Genomic DNA, 18,322 nt, shown 5'->3' with positions numbered 1-18,322 from the left:
TAAGATGAAAATCAAAACCTTTTGATCGAGTGACGATAGATTGTCAGTTTTAGGTAATAAGTTTGCTAAAAATGTAGGTGTACTGGTAGGGGGGGCATCCGCCTCTCAGCTGCTTCTTATATTAGCATCTCCCGTACTTACAAGGCTCTACACACCAGAAGATTTTGGTGTGTTATCCGTATACATGGCTATTATCTCCATATTTGTTGTTATTGCAGGTCTGCGATATGAATTAGCAATAGCACTACCGGAGAATGAAGAACAAGCGATAAACTTAGTGGTGCTGGCTCAGATTATGGTAGTGGTTGTATCAGTTGCAACTGCGATATCATTAGCTATTTACGGCCAGCGACTCGTGGGATTTTTAAAAGTCCCGGAAATTCATAGTTACATTTGGCTAATTCCTATAGGTATTCTTTTTATTGGTACTTATCAGGTTTTTAATTATTGGGCGATAAGAAAAAAAGAATTTAGGAGAATCACAAAAACGAGAATAATGCAGTCAATTATAACTGTGATTGTCCAGTTTTCGGCATTTAAACTATCAGGGTTTGGGCTCGTAATTGGCCAAGCTTGTGGGCAGTCTGTAGGGGTCTGGAGTCTTTCCAAAGAATTCATTAAAAATAGAGTCTATCTCAGAGCAACGAAAGATGGAATATTGAAATGTGCAAGTAGGTATCGTGACTTTCCTCTATTTTCTACATGGGGCGGATTAGCTAACGTTGCGGGTGCCCAGCTGCCACCGATATTGTTTGCTGCGTACTATACTCCTGGGATTGTAGGTTTGTATGCTTTAGCCTACAGGGTAATGGGCGCGCCAATGACTTTTGTTGGTCAAGCCATTGGAAGCGTTTTTCTTTCCGATGCTCCAGACCGATACCGAAAAAATACATTGGTCCCCTTTTTATTGGGTGTTCACAAGAGGCTCGTATATCTAATACTCGTTCCAGTTTTAATTTTGGTTGGCCTTGGGCCTGATATATTTTCATTAGTTTTTGGTGAAGCTTGGAGGGTCGCCGGGGAAGCAGCGCGATGGCTTTCCCTATGGATGATGATGGCCTTTACTACTTCACCTTTCAGTTCGATCTATGAAGTTGCCGAGTGTCAGCGCCTAGGAATGTTTATGCAATTTCAACTGTTGATTGCAAGGTGCATTGGGGTGGTGATTGGTGCTACTTTTGGTGACTTCATGTTTGCAATCGTATGTTTTTCAATAAGCAATGTTATTTCATATGCAATATATTTATGCGTCCTGTTTAGAGTGATTGGTGGTGATCCTTTGAAAATAGCGGCAAATTATATTTTTCCATTTCTTGCCATATCGTTGTTGTTCTGGGTGGTTTATTTTGAGAGCTTTAATTAAAAAACTATATTTCATTTTTTTGAAGATTGTTGCGCCCGTTGTCTTTGAAACAGCTGGAACCTCGGCCCCAGTTACCTTTCGCGGCTTGTTTGTCCAAAAAGTTCTCAGGATAAATGGATCGGCATATTGGCCTGTACATTACACGAGCAAAATTAATGGGGTAAGCAGGATAAAGATTGGAGTCGGTACTGCTCCTGGGTTGTCCCCAGGATGCTACATTCAAGGAATTGGACATATTCTCATTGGCGACTATACATTGGTAGGTCCAAATGTTGGAATAATTAGTGCTAATCATGATCCCATGGATCCCAGTAAACATATTAAATCTCAAGTAAAGATTGGTAGCTATTGTTGGCTGGGTATGGGTTCTATAGTTCTTCCAGGTGTTGAACTTGGCAATCATACTGTTGTTGCAGCGGGTTCAGTGGTAACAAAATCGTTTGATCACGGTTATTGTGTTATTGGTGGAAATCCAGCGTTTGTTATTAAGTATTTAGTTAAAGAGGATTGTGTTCGTTACGAAAATAAATACAAGTATTATGGTTTTGTGCCGGCTAAAAAATTTGAATCATATTGTAAGAAGAAGTTGATGGTAGAACTGTGAAAAAGCTCATCCATAAATCCTATAGTTTTTCAAAGGTAAGATTGTTTACAGTCGAAGAAATCAGTCTTTACCTCAATACTCAACCTGTTGTAACTGATTGTAAATTGAAGGATATCGGCCACATCGGGCAAAAAAACCCTTGATGTCCTGAATCTTCAAGCGTCGCGTTATGTTCAGGTGTTTCGGCGGTTTTTGGCGTTAGGAGATAAGAGGTATTATGCCTATCTGGATGGCAAATGCGTGCATCGTTCTTGGCTTAATTCGAATGAGCAGTTGGTGTTTCAGCATGGGGCGTACCCCGTGAAACTAAAACAAAGGCAGCATTTTATTCATTATTTTGAAACCGCCCCACAGGCCTGATAAAAAAGTATTTATCCGTCTGTGTTATCCAAAATTGTGGACGATTTTTAAGGCAATACTGAAATCTTAATGAGTATTGATGCAAAAAACGTCGATGCAATCAAAGGCGCACAAAAAAAGCGAGATTTAAAGAAGTGGAGTGGGTAAAAAACACTAGTGATTTACGGAATGAAATTCATCCGAAAACAGGGCTTAGAGTCTTGATGATAACCCAAGGTGTATCGCGAATAGTTGAACCGCTGTTTAGTAGTCGCCATCAAATTGTCGGTGTTTTGGAATCCGCATCGCGCAACTACAAAAAACAACCAGGCCTGCATAGATTGATGGGCGCGACGCGTTTTTTTTATTCAAAAATTAAACGCCAACCATTGAGCTTGAAAAAAAAAGCCGAACAACATGGTTTGCCATATCGTTTAATGATCTCCAGCGATGATCCAGGTCTAGTGGAATGGGTTACGGATTTAAAACCCGATATTATTGTAGTGTTCAGCATGTCACAATTGCTTAAAGAGAAAATTTTTAGCATACCAAAATATGGCGCGGTTAATTTGCATCCCGCCATTTTACCGGACTACCGAGGCCCTAACCCCGACTTTTGGCAATACTATTATATGGAAATGCATCCAGGTGTGACTGTTCATTATATTGACGCGGGGGAAGATACCGGTGACATCATCTATCAAGAACGGACCGAGATTCCACTTGGCACAAAATCGCCATCACGGTTAGATAAATTAGTCGGAGAAGTTGGCGTCAAGTTGCTTTTAAAAGCGCTTGATTCGATTCAAAGAAACAATGCACCTAGGATAGTTCAACCCCAGCAAAGCCCAACACCGCGTGCACGAAACTTGTTGACTGAAGAGCACCGATCTATTGTTGATTGGGGCAGTTGGCCAGTCGAACGCGTTTGGCACGTTTTATGCGGTACAGAACTCTGGTTGAATGCGTTGCCTCAACCAAGCGGGATATGGAAAGGTCAGCGTTGGATCGTCGGGGAATTCGATCATGAATCAACTAAGTGTACCAGTCCAGGTCAAATCGTTAAGGAAAATGGACGGTTTTGTGTGGTATGTAAAGACGGTCGAATTTATTTAACCCGCAATTTAGATGTTAAAAAGTTAATCATGAATTTACTTAGAAGATGACAAATAAAGAAAAATACCGTTTACTTTGTGAGCAGGAAACATCGATTCCTATTTTTAGCCAAGCTTGGTGGTTAGATGCCGTTGCTGGCGATGGGTGGGACGTGGTTATGGCAAAGAAGGGCGATCAGGTAATTGGCGCCTTGCCATATGTAGTAAAGAGAAAATTCGGGTTCACGCTTCTCACTCAGCCAAGTCTAACCCAGACACTTGGTCCGTGGATAAAACCAACCCAGAAATCTTATCCAAAGAAGTTATCCCATGAGAAAGATGTGCTTGGGGAGCTGGCCGACCGACTTCCAAAGTGTGATCATTACCGACATAACTGGCACTGTGATCTTCAAAACTGGTTGCCGTTCTATTGGCGGGGCTTTGAGCAAACTACACGATATACTTATCGTTTACTCCTTTCATCAGACGAAGATCGGTTATGGAAAGATCTGCAACAAAACATTCGCGGCGATATTCGTAAAGCCAGAGAACGGGAAAACGTGAGTGTTCGGGAGGGTTCGCTGGAGGAGTTTCTTGGACTAAACAAGATGGTTTTTCAGCGCCAAAATCGCTCATTGCCATATACTAGTGAATCCGTAGCCCGGATACATGAAGCCGCTTCCGCTCGTAACGCCAAGGACTGCTTGGTAGCTGAAGGGCCGGACGGTAAATTGCATGCCGGTGCTTATATCGTTCGCAGTGGCGATACCGCCTATTACCTTATGGGCGGTGGCGACCCCGAACTACGCAACAGCGGAGCGACCAGTCTGGTGTTGTGGGAAGCCATTCTTCGGCAGCCTGAAACGGTTGATGTGTTTGACTTTGAAGGCTCTATGATCGAACCCATCGAACGCTTTTTTCGTGGCTTTGGCGCGGTCCAAACGCCATATTTCTGTGTTTCCCGAAGCAACTCGAAACTCTTCAAATTACTGAATATCTTCCGCTCCCTGCGCAACTGATTTTAACAATGTTATTTACTACTAATGTGCTTCGCTGGCTAGAAGTCGTCCTTCAAGAGCGTTTCGGTCACAGGTTTACTTTAATGCAGAGTAATGTGGCTCTGACGGTAACCTTGCCGGTAAGCGAGGTCAAAATTACCTTTGACTACCTGCAGAATATTTTTCATCAATCCCGATCTGACTTTCCCTGCGAATATTGGAAACCGTCAATCGAGGGTTTTAACGCGCCAATTAAAGACAGCCTGGCGGCACCTTCAGAACATAAACTTCAAACCCCTTTAATCGAGCTACACGAACTGGGTGCAACAGTACATTATGATATTTTGGGGTTGACCTACTGGATGCTAACCCGCGTGGAAGAGATCGGCCGTACAGACCTAGACAACCACCAGCGCTTTCCTGCGACTTCTTGCCACGCTTTCAAGCATGGCTACCTGGAAAGGCCCATCGTTGATGAGTGGCTGCACATTTTGGGCCAGATTATTCAGAGAGTCTGGCCCGGTATCGAGCTGAAGCAACATCAGTTCACTATGAAAGTATCTCACGATGTGGACGCCCCAGCCCACTATGCGTTTCAGAATTTAAAAGGCCTTGTCAGAACCATGGGTGGTGACGTATTAGTCCGAAAAGACGTTGTCGCTGCGCTAAAAGCTCCCTGGATATGGCTAAACAGCAAGCAGACAATCCACCCTAAAGACCCGGCCAACACCTTTGACTGGCTGATGAGGCAGTCGGAGGAAAGCGGACTCACTAGTGCATTTTACTTTATCTGTGGCCGAACCGATGTCAGCAAAGATGCCAAATACGACCCGGAGATGCCGCAAATACGAAAGCTTATGTACGACATTCACCAGCGAGGCCATGAAATAGGGCTACATCCAAGTTACAACACCTACAACCGGCCGGGAGAGATTGTTAAAGAGGCAAATAGGTTGCGAAAGATATGCAGGGAAGAAGGGATAAAACAGAGTGACTGGGGTGGGCGTATGCACTTTCTGCGTTGGAACCAGACAATTACCCAGAAAGCCTTGGCGCTTGCGGGTATGAGCTATGACAGTACATTGGGTTACGCGGACAGGCCTGGCTTTCGATGTGGAACTTGCTTTGAGTATCCTGCATTTGACGTAGCGACTGATAAACCGCTTTCTCTGCGAGTAAGACCTCTAGTTGCTATGGATTGTACAATAATTGCTGAACGCTACCTTGGACTGGGATCAACCGAAGCCGCTTATGAAAAGTTCAATGAACTCAAGGAAAACTGCAGGAAGGTTGGAGGTGGCTTTACGTTGCTTTGGCACAACTCTTTTTTCAATTCACCAAAAGATTTCTTCATATATCGACGCCTTGTCAGCGAGCGGTAATAAGGATTGACTACTATATGAAAGTACTCACTATCATCGGTGCACGTCCGCAATTCATCAAAGCGGCGGTTGTCTCTCGCGCCTTCAAAGAACACCGCCCGGATGTACAGGAAATCCTTGTACATACAGGCCAGCACTACGATGCCAATATGTCTGATGTGTTTTTCGATGAGCTCGAAATTCCGAAACCGGACTACAACCTCGGTATAGGCGGTGGGACCCACGGTCAGAACACAGGCCGCATGCTCGAAAAACTTGAAAGCCTTATGTTGGAAGTACAGCCCCAGTGGGTTTTGGTCTACGGAGATACCGACAGCACCCTGGCCGGAGCGCTGGCCGCGGCTAAGTTGCATATCCCTGTGGCACACATAGAGGCAGGACTACGAAGTTTTAATCGCAAAATGCCGGAAGAAATTAACCGCGTGATGACGGACCACATCGCCGAAATCCTATTTGCCCCTACCGAAACTGCCCGCCAGAACCTTTTCACCGAGGGAATTTCGGAAGCGAAGATAAAACTCGTAGGCGATGTAATGTACGATGCCACCCTATTTTACAAAGAAAAAGCCCGTAAGCCTCAGTTGCCCCCCCAGCTGGATATAAGGGTAGGTGACTTCGCACTCTGCACCATCCATCGTGCAGAAAATACGGATGACCCTCAACGGCTGAAGAATATCTTTCAGGGACTCGCTGATAGCAACGCATCGATAGTGTTTCCGATGCACCCGAGAACAAAGGGGAAAGTCGCGAATTTTGGTATAGCCATTCCTGAAAATGTATGGGCGATTGATCCGGTTGGCTATCTGGAGATGGTGTGGATGGAAGCGAATTGCCGGCTAGTAGCTACGGATTCGGGTGGGGTGCAGAAGGAGGCGTATTTCTTTGGCAAGCCCTGTGTGACGATGCGTGATGAGACGGAGTGGGTTGAGTTGGTCGAGGCGGGCTGGAACACACTAGTCGGTTCGAATGCGAAGAAAATTTCGGATGCGCTATCCGGGCTGTCTTATCCGGAGAGTACTGAATTCCACTACGGTAAAGGTAATGCTGCTGAACTGATTGTAGACATACTTTGTAGCTTGAAAAGTAAAGCGAATTAGAGAAGGCGATGTACGTAATATTGTTGTATGGATAATTTAAAGCCTCGTGCTTCTACTAGGTAATAATAATATTATGGCATTCGAAATTATTAATTTATAAATAATAAAGCGCCTTAAATTAATTTTATTTTGAGTAAGAAGGGTTTTTATTGTGAAGTGTTTGTTAATAACTAGATCTGTGCCACCTAGTAATAAAATTGCAGCGAGACGATGGGGTAACTTAATAGAAAACTCACATGACGTTGATTTTGATATTATCTGTGAAGAGGGGGATGGTTTTCATATATTCAAGTCGGCCAAGGAACGAATAGATCTATCAGAGAAAAAAAATTCTCGACGTAAAAAAGAAAGTAAATTCGCCTCGCCTATTTTTGATAAGTCGTCAATAAAATGGATTGTAGCACTTGTATTCAATCTGCGTTTTTACATAAAGATAGCGAAGAACAGTGATATTCTAATACTTTCATATGGTCCTGCAGGACCTCTGTGGTTTGGGTGGTTTCTATCGTTTCTATCTGGCACTGATTTTATTATAGACTTCAGAGACTGCTTTGAATCACGGCGAAATAAAAAAGCCTATGGATTGGTGAATTTAATTAGCGTATGCCTGGAGAGGAAAATCACTCGCAGTGCATCTGCAGTTATAACGATAAGCGATAAGTTAGCGGATTACATTCAAAAGCAAACAGATATAAAGCCTTTTTCTATCTACAATGGATGGGTCGCCGACGACAAAATATCGAGATGTTCTAAAATTTCGAACTATCTCTACTACGCTGGTACAGTTTACGAGCACCGTCTTGAAAGTTTAGTGCTCGTATTAGAGGTTATGCAAGACTTGACATCTATAAACCTGAAAATTAGATGTTTAAATCCACTTCCAGAGGAGTTTATCGCTTTGATCCATGAAAAGGGATTAACGGGCCGGGTGGAGATTCTAGGGAGTGCCCCTGAGAACATAGTTAAGGCAGAGATGGGGTGTGCGCTCGGGGTACTGGTGCTTGAAGATGTCAAATGTGAAAGTGAATATGCACTAGGTACTGTTACGGGAAAACTACTCGGACTTTTAGTAAGTGGAGTTCCGGGGATTGCTTTTAGCGCAAGAGGTAGCGAGATCGAAAGACTTACCGCTTTGACAGAGGATTGGGACTTTGCCTACGATCTAAAGAGCACATTTGAAGCAGTCAAAAATAGGTTAAGTTACTCTGGGCAAGATAGTCATTTTGCGAGCGGTATGGAAGCCTACAGTGCAGCCGAAATGGCTGAAAAATTAAGGTGTGTGATTCAAAAATGAACATCCCAGTTAATGGTGCGATGCCGGTAACTAAGATGATATACGTACTAGTTATTCTAGCAGGATTTTTTAGCTATGTAACTGTTAGTTACCGCATGTACATAATGATTATTAGCGTCTTGGCTCTCTTGGCAGCATTGATTGCAAGCAATGGAAAGGTAAATATTACCCGAAATTACTTATCTCTGGTATATATCTGGATGATAGCCATCACGTTTTCACGAGTTGTTGGTAATCAAAGCAGTTTAGTCAGTGTTATTCTTGATGTGATCTATCCAATAACTTTTATATTAGTTTTATCATTTGCAGGTACTCTATACGAAAAATCAAAATTTACTGATATGTCGAGGTTTCCTTTAGCTATTGCAATACTCCACCTTATTTTTGGGATTCTCTCAGTTACTGGTTTCACACCCGAAAATTTTGCATACACTAGTCGTAAAGTTCCGTTTATCGATATTAATACAACTCAGGGGCTGATGTTTAATGTGAACTATTTTTTTCCTGTACAGTTCATGTTGGTAATTCTTAGTATGGCGATGAGGATGCGATTTTTCGGATTCATAAGTAAGAGGTTTTTTTATGCCTGCGTTCTGGTCTTAATCTTGAGTTTAATCGGGTTTAGTCGAGGAGGTGTCATTGCTTTAGTTGCAACGATATTGGTTGGATTTATATTGTATAATGGTGCGAATCGATTTAGGGTAAGATTTTATTTGCTACTATTTTTAATAATAGCAGCTTCATTGCTTGTGTTTTATATTGATTTTAATGAAGCTATTTATAAGCTAAAATTTGCGTTTAGATTGGTAGAGGAAAGAGGCGATTTCTTAAACAGTCGAGGTTTACTTTGGGATAACGCGCTAAATCTTTTATACTATCATCCTTTGGGGTTTGGAGATTACGCTTCCACCGAATATGCAGTGGGTATTTTAAGTGGTTACGACGATTCGAAATCTCTGGAGAATACCTTTCTCCTGCAATTGGTATCCTCGGGTTATGCTGGTCTTATTAGTTATTTAATGTTGATTCTTTATCCTTTATATATTGGCTTGGTGAAGTTAAGAGATAAAGGCAATATAAACCGAGACTTTTACTTTATATGCTATCTTGGCTATGTGTTCTATATTGTGGCTTCTATACCTCGAGTTCTAACTATCGGCGGTCTCGGGCTTATCACAGTCTTGGCAGGAATCTTAATTGGCTTTTTGGTTGTTAAGAATGAAAAGTAAAACTCATACAAGATTTGTTGCTTTCGTTGACAAAGATTACGGAGCGCATCATCCATTCGTTGATTCGGTTTTATTGGAGATCTTAGGGGGAAAAGTTAGTGTAGACTGCTATTTTAGTCGGCCAGTAACTCCTGTGTCAGGGGGGCTTAGGACTGGAGTAAAAGTTTACCAATCCATGCCACGGCGTAGGGGGCTGGGCAGGATATTAATATTCTTCCATGTTCTTCGGAGGCTTATGTCGTATAACCGCAGCTCAAGGATTATCTTGTTTGTCAGAAACGATCCGCTTATGTTGCTTGCTTGCATAATTTATAAATCCCTTCTTAAGTCTGATGCAGAGCTGATTTTTCAGTCATCATTCCCACATGAATCACATAGCGGTAATATATTTTTAAGGGGTGCTTCGAAGATTATTTTTAGAGCTGTTTTTCCTGTAGTAGATAAATTTGTAGCCGTGTCCGAGATTGGTCTGTCTAGGCTGAGAGGAATATATTTTAAGAACAACAAAGATGATTATTATGCTGTACCACTCCTTTCTGAGATTACCGCTCCGCTAAGTCTTCAAAATATTAGTCGGCCGAGAAAATTTGTTTATATCGGAGATACTAGTCCGTCACGCGGCCTCAATTTGATTTTAGAGGCATTTCGTTCGCTTTTTCTGAGCGGAGCCGAGTTTTCGCTCCATATTTATGGGGATGCTCCCGCTTCTCTTCGAGATTTAGCTCAAGAGTTTAATGGTACTATTTTGCTTAGGGGTAAAGTACCGCGGTTGGAATTACAGTCTGATCTCTCATATTATGACTTCGGTTTGTGTTTAATACCACCTGTTGATAAATATCTTGAAAGTTCGCCGACTAAGCTTGGTGAGTACATGTCGCACTACGTAGTGCCTATTGTAAATTTAGAGATTAGTTCGTTGAAGGAGGTTGGTGAATCAGAGGAAGCGGTTTTGGTGTGTAGCTCATTCTCGGTTTCCGATATAAAAGAAACGCTGTGGAGTGCTATAAATATGCATGATGATCAACTCTTGGCTGCAAAGAATTCTGTCTATCATTTTTCTCAGGCCTCTTATTCTTATCATGCAAGATCTGAGAGGATTGTTAGATTTTTTTTGGGTGACGAATCGTAATTCTGCTTTAAAATTTTAAAACCTATTATAAACCATAATAAATCCGAGACTTACGTATTTTTTAGTTTTGACTAATAATGCGAAACTGCATTGTACAACAAGTCCAGTAATGACTTATGCTGCCCAATCTTAAAAGTTGCGACAAAAATTTTTAATTGTTAGCTAAAATTTTCCCCAATATTTACACTAGTCTAAACAAAAAAATCGTAGATGAGAAATATGAGAAAAAAAAAATTATTAGTCATCACTGCAAACACTAGTTGGTATCTGTACAATTTTCGGAAAAATACCATATTAGCTTTGGTTTTGTCAGGCTATAAAGTTATCGCTATCGCACCTCGAGATGAATATTCACAAAAATTAACAGCCTTAGGCGCCGAATTCCAGGATATAAAGATTGATCAAGGAGGAACAAACCCGTGGAGAGACTTTATAACCTTCCTTGCATTTGTGAAGTGCTATAGCAGGATCCAGCCTGAAACAGTGCTAAATTTTACTCCAAAAAACAATATATACAGCACATTAGCTGCAAGTATGTTTAAAGCACAAATAATTAATAATATAGCGGGATTAGGCACTGCTTTTATTGAAGATAATTTATTTGCGAGAATAGTAAGAACTCTGTATCGAATTAGCCAACCTAAAGCAGACATTATTTTTTTTCAAAACGATGAAGATCAAACACTTTTTGAGAAATACAAGATTTCTGCCCAAAACAAATTTAGGCGAATACCAGGATCGGGCGTGGACTTGACAAGATTTAAAGTTCAGGAAGCGATAGATGACGGTTGTGTTCGGTTCTTACTTATAGCGCGTATGCTCCACAATAAAGGGATAGGATACTACGTTGAAGCGGCTAGAGAACTAAAAAAAATTTATGGGGAAAGGGTCGAGTTTCGTCTACTGGGTCCTTTAGGCATTAATAACCCATCCGCCGTTACAGAAGATGAAATAAGGTTGTGGACCAGAGATGAAGTAGTAACCTACTTGGGCTCATCAGATCACGTCGAACGAGAAATAGCACCAATTGACTGTATTGTACTTCCATCCTTCTATCGAGAAGGCGTGCCAAAAAGCCTTTTGGAGGCTTGCGCTATGGGCAAGCCCATTATCACTACTAACAATATCGGCTGCAGGGAAACAGTGGATGATGGAGTGAACGGATATTTATGTGATGTTAAGTCAACCCCTAGTCTAATCGGTAAGCTTCACAAAATGATTAATCAAACACATGAACAACGAATAGAGATGGGACGTAATAGCAGAATAAAAGTGGAAAAAGAGTTTGATGAAAAAATTGTAATTAATGAATATTTGAATGCAGTTAAAAGATAAAAAAGATCGAAAAATGCTGGGTTCGTTATAGGTAAGCCCGTAGTTTTACTGTACAGAGCTCAAAAGTTGCAAGGTCATTCACTGAATATACCTAACCCGCATTTTGCATGAAGATATAAACAAGAACGGCTGAAAGCGTTATGGTTAGTGGTATCTAAGCATTAATCACAACACCCCAGCCGTGAGCAAAATGTTACTGTAATCCCCCCATTTTTAACGGGAGGTTTTCGTAGAGCTTAGGCTGCCTTCAACATCCATCTCGGTGGTATGCCGCCGATCGCTGTATTGGGTCTTTAATTGTTGTACTTCCAAAGCCACTGCGTGGCAAGTAACTGAGCATGTTCAACTGACTCAAATTGATGAAGATCGAGCCATTCATGTCTCGCTGTTCGGTTGAATCGTTCTATATAAGCATTCTGGGTTGGCTTACCAGGTTGGATGTAAAGCATCGTTATTTTGTGCTTATTTGTCCAGTTAATGAGCAATCCCGAAAGCAGCTCTGGTCCGTTGTCGCACCGTATAGCATCGGGTCTACCTCGCCACTCAATGATCTTGCTCCAGTGATCTGATGACTCTGGCGCTTGGCATTGAAAGATCGACATCAATCGCCAGCCCCTCTCGGTTGTAATCATCGAGCACGTTGAACGTTCGCAGTTTTCGCCCGTCAGCCAGTGCGTCACTCATAAAATCGATGGACCAGACCTGATTTGGTGCTGTAGGCACACTCAAAGGATCAGGCCTGTCTCGTTTGAGACGGCGTCTTGGCTTGATACGCAGGTTAAGCTCCAATTCAAATGACATCGGCATTCTATTTCAAAACGGGCATCAAAAAACCCTATGAGATCGCACTGCGTCGTGATGGTGATCTGCCTGAGTTTTGGGCAGATCCATCGAAGGCGAATAAGCTTTTAGGTTGGTCTGCAAAACGATCGCTCAATAAGATGATGGCGGATAGCTGGCGATGGCAGTCACAGAACCCAAATGGCTACCAGGATTAATCTTTATGAATTTAGAACTTCAATTTATCGAAGACTCTGCCTAAAAACCAGAAGTTCAGTACCCCTGCCCAAAGAGCTTGATCTGAGTCGGTCCATGAGTTTGCGATGCTGGTACTGATTTCTTGTCCGTTATTCAGAGCGATCGTGAGGAGTGACAGCTTAGTGGCACAGTAGAGTGCCATAAACCAATAGGTGATAACTGGTCTTACGCTGCTCGAGAGAGCATCAACCCAACCCACTTGGGTCTGTTGCCCCTGGGCAGTGATAGCGCTTTGAAACGTTTTTAATCCTTCAGTTTCGATATCGCGGTTTGCTGTTAATTGTTCGGTTGCTTGCTTGTTTTTAAGTCGCAAGGTCTCAAGTTGAAGGGTTCGGTCTTGTATGGCCAGGTCATGCTGACGCTCCCCCTTGCGGTCAATCCATTTTAGGATCTCGGGCGTTAGTCGGAAAGCGCCACCCAGCAGGCCTCCAAGTAGTGTTTCTATCATTGTGATCCTCCCATTAGTTTTAGTTTTACCGCAACCCCGATAATGATTGCTGCCAATATGCCGGTGGTTACCGCTTTGATGATGGTTTGCCAAGCCGTACGGCGGGTATCACGCCAGGCATCCAAAAGGTCACGTAGCTCTCGAATATCGCGCGCGGCGTGTCCGTTTTCTAGACCAAGATGCGCGAGGCATCGCTCAGCGCCTTTTTCGGCGGCTTTCGTTAACAATTGATCTAAATCCTCGGGACGTAAGGCCAGCGCTTTGTTGTCTGCAGTCTTGGCTTCCGGTGTATTGTGTAGGGCTGAGGACATGACGGCTCCTTATTTGTAGTTCGAAAGACTTAAAGCTGAGGATATTCAGAGATCGGCGCTGTGCACGAGAGGATTTTCAACAACGCAGGTGATCTCTACATGCTCCCCTCGGGGACGTGCAGCCATTACTCTTGCCAAGTATTCGACAGGAGTTTCTTCGCTATTTCTTTGCTCAACTGCCATATCGTGGCTGATGGAGATCAAGTCGCTAAAGGTTGGAATCATGCCCTCCATCTCCGTTTGAAACGTAATAAGTCTTCTTCGGTACCGATTTGCGGCGGCGATATATTTACCTTCTCGCTCTGCTTGCGATTGGCTTGTGCATCCAAAAAGGTTGATGGTTGCGGGGTTGGTTTGAATTGAGTCGGGTAATGAAACCGTTACTTCGTCGGGTTTCCATGTATTCGGGTTAAAGTATTCTACCGTCACAGAATCAGCTGTCTCCTCTCCGGGCATGACGTACTGGAGTTTGAAACTGCCCTGTACAATATTTTCGGTCGTGAACCGCACGACAGGTAGTGTCTTGGTTTCATCACGTACAATGCGTACTACGCCGCTTTGCAGGTAAGGTACTGCTCTTCCGCAGCGCGCTATTCGTGTAAGAGATTCCCAGACAGAAAGTTTCTGATCAAAAACTGCATCAAAGTGGTCTCCCCTTGCCTCCCAATTTTGGTGGGTTTGGTAGAGGGCATTTAAATCAATTCGCTTGTCAGCCAAGTTGGCACCATAGGTCGCACGTGCGGCATCTGCAAATGCCCAGGCAATTGATCGTGTTGGCTGTGGTGGCGTCCAACCATCAGTCGGATTCCAAGTGGGTAACTTGCGAGTGACAATACAGTTGACCAATCTAGATGACCGCATCGATAAATTATCAGTTGCCCGCATCTTGACTGCCAGGTAGGTAATACCAGCAGGTAAACTGGGACTTGTTAAGTAACCTCGCAACTCGCCCCAACGAAGTTCATGGCCCGCTCTTGCACGGGTGTCCTTGTTGTCTGTCCTTAGAACTCGAACTTCATATCGCCCTGCAGTGACAGAGTAGTTGTAGGATCGACGGATAGCATCTGGGCTGGCTGCGTTTAATGATTCAATCCCCAAGACCTGCCACGCGCCTGAGGGACTGCCCGTATCGTCCACTTGTCTGGCTTCTACACTCCAAGAGGTACTTTTCGTATCCTGCCCACCGCTATCATTTGCATAGAACAACCCTCTGGGTAATAAAATATCTATCCCAATAGCATCAATATGAGTCTCGGGTGGATTTGTGATAAACGGGCCTACTATCTCAGATCTCGTATTTTCTGGATCTGTTTCAGCCAGCAGTTCCTGTCCGGCTACTTCCGGGGCGGTAACCACATCATGGTTAAAGAGTGCGTTTTGGTTGCCCGGCTGAATGACAAGTGCTTGTACTTCTGAAAATGATTGAATGGGCGTATCTTCGATACGAATCGCTTCTACCTCATATTCCCCCTGTCCAATAACCAGTAGTTGGTGAAGATACTGCTCATTGTCGACATATTCGGTGTATGGGGTTGCGCCTAAGTCTGGGTAAACCAGATGTCTGCCATAAATGACGGGAATGGGCTGTAGTAAGCGTGCGAAGTTACCTTGTGATTGCAGTGAATAAGTTGGGCTCGGAGCTATACCGTTTTGTGCTGATGGCACGCTTGGGTTTGGTAGTGGAACTAATGCATTGACCAGATAGGCGCCAATAACGCTTACACCTGCAGCCATTAAACCAAAACCTACTGTACCCATAGCAGCTTGAGCTGCAGCTATTCCCGCTGCTGTGGTTCCATATCCCATTATGCCAGCTGCCGCATACGGCGCCAGAACCATGACTGCTATTGATAGAACTACTCTGAGTGGATTACTTCCACCCCCGCCCCCTCCACCCGGTAGCCCTACAAAAACAACTACATCCTGATTCGCTAGATTATAGGTTGGCCAATCTGCTCGCATGAGGGGTTTGCCGTTGATCATGCAGACTGTTGGCAGGGGAAACTCTTCGATCTTTTGCCCATGCATCCAGTCAGCAATGGTACTGCCGGATGCTACTTTGAATATATCTTTGGTTGCAGGTTGAAACGGGTTTTTCGGCCAGACGATTATGGGGCCAGCGTTTTTTGAGTAGAGCTCATCGGTCATTCACGTTCTGCTCTGAGATGGTTGGCTTCTCTGTAAATTGGTAGATCCCTTCGATCCGCCAGCCGTGACTATATAGGCCGCTGGTGGTCTGGTAGACGACACCTGAATGCTGCACTGAATGTAGGATTCCACCCCCATCGATATCTAGCCAAACACCTATGTGTGCGGGATATCTCGACTGGCGCATTAAAACTGCATCACCTGTACGCGTTTGACTAACACGTTGCCAGCGCTGTCGTTCAGGGTGGTGTGTGAACGCATTTATAACTTCTCTCAGGTTCAACGCATCCAGTGGGATCTCAGGTAAATCGCGGTTGAAGAATTGCTTTTGTACCGCCAGAAAGAGTCCCCAACAGTCATAGTGATTAGGTCCGCGAGCACCCGCTACCCAAGGCTTGCCAATAAATGGACTCAGGCTATTAGCATCCGGGGCAGGCATCATCGAGTCAGTCCCGGAAATTCACGTGCTGTGTAGGTGCGGCTAGGAAAGGCTTTGTTCCCAATATCCATCATGCGAGCGCGCGCCGTGACTCGCTGAACGTCTACTTCCACCTCAGATAGAACCAGAGTGATAGGCGGATCCATCTGAGGGCCATCTAAATCATTAGAGAGGTAAGGCCGGTAAGTGATCTCGATAACTGATTGGGATTCCGCTGCTACATCCAGATAGCGCACTATCTCTCGACTTACATTATCGAGTGTCACCACGATTTCTGGCACGGGCGTGGTATCAACTGCAGGTAGGTCTAGCTCAAACCCCATGGCAACAAATTTTACCCATTCACCGCCATCCATAGGGGCATCTACTTCTAGTCTGGCCTCTAGGTCTTTCTGGTCGCGGACGACGCGAATAGCCGTTGGGTTGCCAGCATCATCCCTAAAGTCTGGATGGCGAAGCTCTAAGGTGTGAAGAATGATCGCATCGGTGGGTGCATGCGCATAAGCTTCTTGAATTGCTTCTGAAAGTGCAGGATCTGGCATTCTATCTACCTCGCTTTAGAGTGATACCCGAATGGCAGAACGTCGTGCCCGGACAGTATCGGGCATGAGTTTCCCTGTTTCCTGTTCCCGGATCACATACCAGTCGGTATCGGCTAGATAGAGCAGCTTTTCAGCAATGGTGTCCTCAAAGCAGAGTTCCAGTTCGACCTCTTGGCCCTCATCGATTTCCACTGGGTCCTCAGGATCTGAATCATCAATGACCCTATCTAACCAGCGTGTCCCGCTGCCGAAAAAGGCTTTGGCCTGAGCAGCCGAGCCACGGAATAGCTCTTCACCTGTGTCTTTGCGAATGACGTACATACAGTTCTCCAAAAGTAAGATATAAATGGGTTGGTACAGCTGGCTTAGCGGGTAACCGGGGTCATATAGGCTAGTCCCCAGCCTTCCACGATGAGCCCTGTAAAGCCCCAGTTATAGACGCGCCAACGGACGTTACTGAATGTGGCGAGATCTCCGACGGGAATAGCCCAGACGGCTTGGTAGTTGTTGGTTGGTGTGTCGGTGTAAGGTGCTGGAATAATCGTAGGGTCAGCGATTAACTCTTCTGTTGTGGCGTTTGAAAAGTTGCGATGGCCTGCTGTCGTGTTGTAATGCTGACCTTGAACAGCTATGAGCCCGGTAGATGAGGGAGAATCACCTGCATCGGGGTTGCCGCAATATGTGTCGGCACTGGAGTGTCTGGCCATGCGTGGGCGTGCCCAATTGCGTACTGTTGATTCAACGATTCCGTCGCCATTCAGGTCTTGCCTTTGGTAACTATGTGTACTGCTATAAGAACCATTGGAGGTTTTACCCACGTTCACAAATGTTCTTGCAGCTCGGTCGGGATGACCTACCACTGAGCCAGACATCACCAGATAAGCTTTGCGGCCACTGATTGAGTGCAGGTCATCGAAGGGCTGAAGTCGCCGATATGCTGAAACAGGAATTCCGTCCGTACTGAAGTCTGCGTAGCAGCGGTAGTAATCGGTTTGTCCAGAGCTGTTGGTAAAGGTCAGCGGTTGTCCATTGGTGGGATCCATCAGGACGGGTGCATAGGCTGAGCCATAGCCAGTGCCTTGGTTGCCCTCTGTTTGTGCATTCCACTCATCAATGGCGCCCCATTCAATAAATGGATTTCGGTTGATACTGTCAGCGGGACGATAGCCACCGGCATCATTATCCCAGGCGATTGGGTTTTTACCGTCGTCCGATGCATTAACTCTTGAGCCATCGGCCCAGGGGTGCCCGATCGTCATGGCTGGAAAAATACGAATACGATCGCTGGGAGCTAAGGTATTCCAGAAAACATAGTTGCTGCTATACGGGCGAATATTGGCTAATTCCGCATTAACGGAGTCAGTCATGCCATTAATTGCATTGGTTGTGCGGCTGTCGTTGTTTGCAATGGCTGAATCAATGGTGCTATTGATTGAATCTATCTTGCCTTGCACTGTTTGGTTCAAGGCCGAGGCTGCCGCAACGGCATTTTGTAGATCGGTTTCTACGGTCATGTTTTGTTCCTCTTTGGG

General features: G+C 44.4%; 18 protein-coding genes and 1 pseudogene. 11 read left to right on the top strand and 8 right to left on the bottom strand.

What is annotated here, in order from left to right:
- Positions 1-40 precede the first annotated feature (40 nt).
- The 10 genes from XMA152_RS03415 to XMA152_RS03370 all read left to right on the top strand — a co-directional run bounded on the left by XMA152_RS03415 (position 41) and on the right by XMA152_RS03370 (position 11,864).
- Positions 41-1,363 (top strand): lipopolysaccharide biosynthesis protein, encoded by a 1,323-nt coding sequence (locus XMA152_RS03415; protein ID WP_173482727.1) that lies wholly within the window; start codon positions 41-43, stop codon positions 1,361-1,363.
- On the top strand, positions 1,347-1,967 hold the full coding sequence (locus XMA152_RS12450; RefSeq protein ID WP_217363988.1) for a DapH/DapD/GlmU-related protein: 621 nt from the start codon (positions 1,347-1,349) through the stop codon (positions 1,965-1,967). The genes XMA152_RS03415 and XMA152_RS12450 overlap by 17 nt, the downstream gene beginning before the upstream one ends.
- A 563-nt stretch (positions 1,968-2,530) precedes the next feature.
- Positions 2,531-3,472 (top strand): methionyl-tRNA formyltransferase, encoded by a 942-nt coding sequence (locus XMA152_RS03405; RefSeq protein ID WP_173482726.1) that lies wholly within the window; start codon positions 2,531-2,533, stop codon positions 3,470-3,472.
- The gene (locus tag XMA152_RS03400) at positions 3,469-4,419 is read left to right on the top strand and encodes a GNAT family N-acetyltransferase (RefSeq protein WP_173482725.1); all 951 of its coding nucleotides are present in this window, start codon (positions 3,469-3,471) and stop codon (positions 4,417-4,419) included. The genes XMA152_RS03405 and XMA152_RS03400 overlap by 4 nt, the downstream gene beginning before the upstream one ends.
- A gap of 83 nt (positions 4,420-4,502) precedes the next feature.
- On the top strand, positions 4,503-5,780 hold the full coding sequence (locus tag XMA152_RS03395; RefSeq protein ID WP_217363987.1) for a polysaccharide deacetylase family protein: 1,278 nt from the start codon (positions 4,503-4,505) through the stop codon (positions 5,778-5,780).
- Positions 5,781-5,797: 17 nt separating this feature from the next.
- Complete coding sequence (gene wecB / locus XMA152_RS03390; RefSeq protein WP_173482723.1) at positions 5,798-6,877, top strand: non-hydrolyzing UDP-N-acetylglucosamine 2-epimerase; 1,080 nt, start codon at positions 5,798-5,800, stop codon at positions 6,875-6,877.
- A gap of 151 nt (positions 6,878-7,028) precedes the next feature.
- Entirely contained in the window at positions 7,029-8,171 is a 1,143-nt protein-coding gene (locus tag XMA152_RS03385) for a hypothetical protein (RefSeq protein WP_173482722.1), read from the top strand.
- On the top strand, positions 8,168-9,400 hold the full coding sequence (locus XMA152_RS03380; RefSeq protein WP_173482721.1) for an O-antigen ligase: 1,233 nt from the start codon (positions 8,168-8,170) through the stop codon (positions 9,398-9,400). The genes XMA152_RS03385 and XMA152_RS03380 overlap by 4 nt, the downstream gene beginning before the upstream one ends.
- On the top strand, positions 9,390-10,529 hold the full coding sequence (locus XMA152_RS03375; protein ID WP_173482720.1) for a glycosyltransferase: 1,140 nt from the start codon (positions 9,390-9,392) through the stop codon (positions 10,527-10,529). The genes XMA152_RS03380 and XMA152_RS03375 overlap by 11 nt, the downstream gene beginning before the upstream one ends.
- Before the next feature lie 219 nt (positions 10,530-10,748).
- Positions 10,749-11,864 (top strand): glycosyltransferase family 4 protein, encoded by a 1,116-nt coding sequence (locus XMA152_RS03370; RefSeq protein WP_217363986.1) that lies wholly within the window; start codon positions 10,749-10,751, stop codon positions 11,862-11,864.
- A 293-nt stretch (positions 11,865-12,157) separates the two neighbouring features.
- Here the strand turns inward: XMA152_RS03370 and XMA152_RS03365 are convergent.
- A pseudogene (locus XMA152_RS03365) lies at positions 12,158-12,656 on the bottom strand (DDE-type integrase/transposase/recombinase); the annotation flags it as partial.
- Positions 12,657-12,658: 2 nt separating this feature from the next.
- Between XMA152_RS03365 and XMA152_RS03360 the strand changes: the two are divergent.
- Positions 12,659-12,862, top strand: a complete 204-nt coding sequence (locus tag XMA152_RS03360) for a hypothetical protein (RefSeq protein WP_173482718.1) — start codon at positions 12,659-12,661, stop codon at positions 12,860-12,862.
- A gap of 11 nt (positions 12,863-12,873) precedes the next feature.
- Here the strand turns inward: XMA152_RS03360 and XMA152_RS03355 are convergent, their stop codons facing one another.
- From XMA152_RS03355 to XMA152_RS03325, 7 genes are read right to left on the bottom strand one after another with little or no spacing between them, the layout of a single operon-like run.
- A complete protein-coding gene (locus XMA152_RS03355) occupies positions 12,874-13,350 on the bottom strand; it encodes a hypothetical protein (RefSeq protein ID WP_173482717.1) in 477 nt (158 codons plus the stop codon).
- Positions 13,347-13,661 carry a DUF6127 family protein gene (locus tag XMA152_RS03350; protein ID WP_173482716.1) on the bottom strand — a complete coding sequence of 105 codons (315 nt, stop codon included), beginning with the start codon at positions 13,659-13,661 and terminating at the stop codon, positions 13,347-13,349. Before XMA152_RS03350 ends, XMA152_RS03355 begins: the two co-directional genes overlap by 4 nt.
- Before the next feature lie 45 nt (positions 13,662-13,706).
- Entirely contained in the window at positions 13,707-15,809 is a 2,103-nt protein-coding gene (locus tag XMA152_RS03345; RefSeq protein WP_173482715.1) for a phage tail protein, read from the bottom strand.
- Complete coding sequence (locus tag XMA152_RS03340; protein WP_217363985.1) at positions 15,799-16,251, bottom strand: NlpC/P60 family protein; 453 nt, start codon at positions 16,249-16,251, stop codon at positions 15,799-15,801. Before XMA152_RS03340 ends, XMA152_RS03345 begins: the two co-directional genes overlap by 11 nt.
- Complete coding sequence (locus XMA152_RS03335; protein WP_173482714.1) at positions 16,248-16,790, bottom strand: DUF1833 family protein; 543 nt, start codon at positions 16,788-16,790, stop codon at positions 16,248-16,250. Before XMA152_RS03335 ends, XMA152_RS03340 begins: the two co-directional genes overlap by 4 nt.
- Positions 16,791-16,805: 15 nt before the next feature.
- A complete protein-coding gene (locus XMA152_RS03330; RefSeq protein WP_173482713.1) occupies positions 16,806-17,111 on the bottom strand; it encodes a hypothetical protein in 306 nt (101 codons plus the stop codon).
- Between the two features lie 44 nt (positions 17,112-17,155).
- Positions 17,156-18,304, bottom strand: a complete 1,149-nt coding sequence (locus XMA152_RS03325) for a hypothetical protein (protein ID WP_173482712.1) — start codon at positions 18,302-18,304, stop codon at positions 17,156-17,158.
- Positions 18,305-18,322: the final 18 nt, after the last annotated feature.

It is taken from the genome of Marinobacterium sp. xm-a-152, from assembly GCF_013282965.1.
Classification (GTDB): Bacteria; Pseudomonadota; Gammaproteobacteria; order Pseudomonadales; family Balneatricaceae; genus Marinobacterium_E.
The sequence above is the reverse complement of the archived record's forward strand: the minus strand, read 5'-3'. Positions and strand labels throughout refer to the sequence as shown.

What these genes read in the sequence shown, in the direction of transcription:
- XMA152_RS03405 (WP_173482726.1), top strand. Translation starts at nt 2,531, where the DNA reads ATGATAACCCAAGGTGTATCGCGAATAGTTGAACCGCTGTTTAGTAGT.
- XMA152_RS03400 (WP_173482725.1), top strand. Translation starts at nt 3,469, where the DNA reads ATGACAAATAAAGAAAAATACCGTTTACTTTGTGAGCAGGAAACATCG.
- XMA152_RS03395 (WP_217363987.1), top strand. Translation starts at nt 4,503, where the DNA reads ATGCAGAGTAATGTGGCTCTGACGGTAACCTTGCCGGTAAGCGAGGTC.
- wecB (WP_173482723.1), top strand. Translation starts at nt 5,798, where the DNA reads ATGAAAGTACTCACTATCATCGGTGCACGTCCGCAATTCATCAAAGCG.
- XMA152_RS03380 (WP_173482721.1), top strand. Translation starts at nt 8,168, where the DNA reads ATGAACATCCCAGTTAATGGTGCGATGCCGGTAACTAAGATGATATAC.
- XMA152_RS03375 (WP_173482720.1), top strand. Translation starts at nt 9,390, where the DNA reads ATGAAAAGTAAAACTCATACAAGATTTGTTGCTTTCGTTGACAAAGAT.
- XMA152_RS03370 (WP_217363986.1), top strand. Translation starts at nt 10,749, where the DNA reads ATGAGAAAAAAAAAATTATTAGTCATCACTGCAAACACTAGTTGGTAT.
- XMA152_RS03360 (WP_173482718.1), top strand. Translation starts at nt 12,659, where the DNA reads ATGACATCGGCATTCTATTTCAAAACGGGCATCAAAAAACCCTATGAG.
- XMA152_RS03355 (WP_173482717.1), bottom strand. Translation starts at nt 13,350, where the DNA reads ATGATAGAAACACTACTTGGAGGCCTGCTGGGTGGCGCTTTCCGACTA.
- XMA152_RS03350 (WP_173482716.1), bottom strand. Translation starts at nt 13,661, where the DNA reads ATGTCCTCAGCCCTACACAATACACCGGAAGCCAAGACTGCAGACAAC.
- XMA152_RS03345 (WP_173482715.1), bottom strand. Translation starts at nt 15,809, where the DNA reads ATGACCGATGAGCTCTACTCAAAAAACGCTGGCCCCATAATCGTCTGG.
- XMA152_RS03340 (WP_217363985.1), bottom strand. Translation starts at nt 16,251, where the DNA reads ATGATGCCTGCCCCGGATGCTAATAGCCTGAGTCCATTTATTGGCAAG.
- XMA152_RS03335 (WP_173482714.1), bottom strand. Translation starts at nt 16,790, where the DNA reads ATGCCAGATCCTGCACTTTCAGAAGCAATTCAAGAAGCTTATGCGCAT.
- XMA152_RS03330 (WP_173482713.1), bottom strand. Translation starts at nt 17,111, where the DNA reads ATGTACGTCATTCGCAAAGACACAGGTGAAGAGCTATTCCGTGGCTCG.
- XMA152_RS03325 (WP_173482712.1), bottom strand. Translation starts at nt 18,304, where the DNA reads ATGACCGTAGAAACCGATCTACAAAATGCCGTTGCGGCAGCCTCGGCC.